This is a genomic window from Shewanella sp. BJSY2023SW001, from assembly GCF_047314685.1.
Lineage (GTDB): Bacteria > Pseudomonadota > Gammaproteobacteria > Enterobacterales > Shewanellaceae > Shewanella > Shewanella indica.
Map to the genome: position 1 here is coordinate 2,462 of NZ_JBKORF010000029.1, position 1,371 is coordinate 3,832.

Annotated in this window: 2 protein-coding genes (1 of these 2 running past the window's edge); both read left to right on the top strand. The window is 47.7% G+C overall.

The window, feature by feature from the left end:
• Nucleotides 1–139, top strand: partial view of a helix-turn-helix domain-containing protein gene (locus tag ACMHXH_RS07110; RefSeq protein ID WP_413737870.1) — the 3' portion only. 104 nt of this gene lie to the left of the window's left edge; only the last 139 of its 243 coding nucleotides appear in the window; its start codon lies off the left edge, out of view; the stop codon is at nt 137–139.
• Nucleotides 140–190: 51 nt separating this feature from the next.
• Nucleotides 191–1,314, top strand: a protein-coding gene (locus ACMHXH_RS07115) for an IS3-like element ISVpa4 family transposase (RefSeq protein WP_114139936.1) whose coding sequence is annotated in 2 segments (ribosomal slippage) — nt 191–443 and nt 443–1,314 — 1,125 coding nt in all. Because the reading frame shifts where the segments join, the coding sequence is not laid out codon by codon here.
• Nucleotides 1,315–1,371: the final 57 nt, after the last annotated feature.

The window sequence follows — 1,371 nt, forward strand, 5'->3', positions numbered from 1 at the left end:
CAGCACAATCAGCCGGGAAGTAAATCGCAATCGAATTCGGGATAACCATTACTTGCCGGAAGTCGCTCAGGCGAAGGCACTAAAACGCCGTTGTCAGTCCGCGAAGTCTAGAGAAGTGGCCCCCAATTTTCGGACATGACTTTAAGTGGTCGATCTGTTTTGATAGTACCCAACAATACAGGGACAGATTATGACTAGAAAACGTAGAAACCACTCTCCTGAGTTTAAAGCTAAGGTGGCTCTCGATGCCGCTAAAGGCGATAAAACCGTCGCTGAGCTAGCTCAGAAATATAACCTGCACGCTAACCAGATCTCAACATGGAAAAAGGAGCTGCTTGAAAACGCAGCCATGATTTTTGCCACCGAAAATCACTCAGGAAAAGAGAGTTCCGAAGAAGTGGACAAACTTCACGCCAAGATCGGTCAATTGACCATGGAAAATGATTTTTTGGCCAAAGTGCTCGGTCGTTAGACCGAGCCCAGCGAAAGAGTTCGCTGGTTAAATCCACCCCATTGCCGATAAAGCGCCAATGTGAGCTGCTCAATATTGCTCGCTCTACCGCTTACTATCAACCCATCGGACTCTCTGCTGAGGAGATCACGTTACGACGAATGATTGACGAAATTCATCTGCAGTATCCGTTTATGGGCAGTCGGCGCATTCGAACTGAGCTGGCTAAAAATGGCCATAGCGTTAATCGTAAGCGTGTTGTTCGACTCATGCGCGATATGGGGATTGGGGCGATTTACCCCAAGCCCAAAACGACGCTGGCGAACAAAGCACACAAGGTGTATCCCTACCTGTTGCGTGATATCGAAGTCACTTACCCAAACCAAGCTTGGGCGATTGATATCACATATATCCCAATGGCGAAGGGGTTCCTGTACCTCGTTGCGATTATCGACTGGTATAGCCGCAAAGTGCTGGCTTGGCGACTATCCAACACCATGGACACGAGTTTTTGTATCGAAGCGCTTGAGGAAGCGCTGAAGCATTATGGGCCACCTGATATCTTTAACTCAGATCAAGGCAGCCAGTTTACCAGCACAGAGTTCACACAGAAGTTAATTGAGCATAACGTACGTATAAGCATGGATGGGAAAGGCCGCTGGGTTGACAATGTTTTCATTGAGCGATTATGGCGAAGCCTGAAATATGAGGAGGTTTACTTAAAGGCTTATACCACGCCCCGTGAAGCCGAGCTTGAAATCGGCAACTACATGGTGTTTTATAATGAAGAGCGTAACCATCAAGGACTCAATAACCTCACTCCTGATGAGGCCTACTTCGGTAGGCAAAGATACGCAGCATGAGCTGGGTCAACCACTTAAGAAATGAGCTTATGTGTCCAACCGTTGGGGACCACTTCT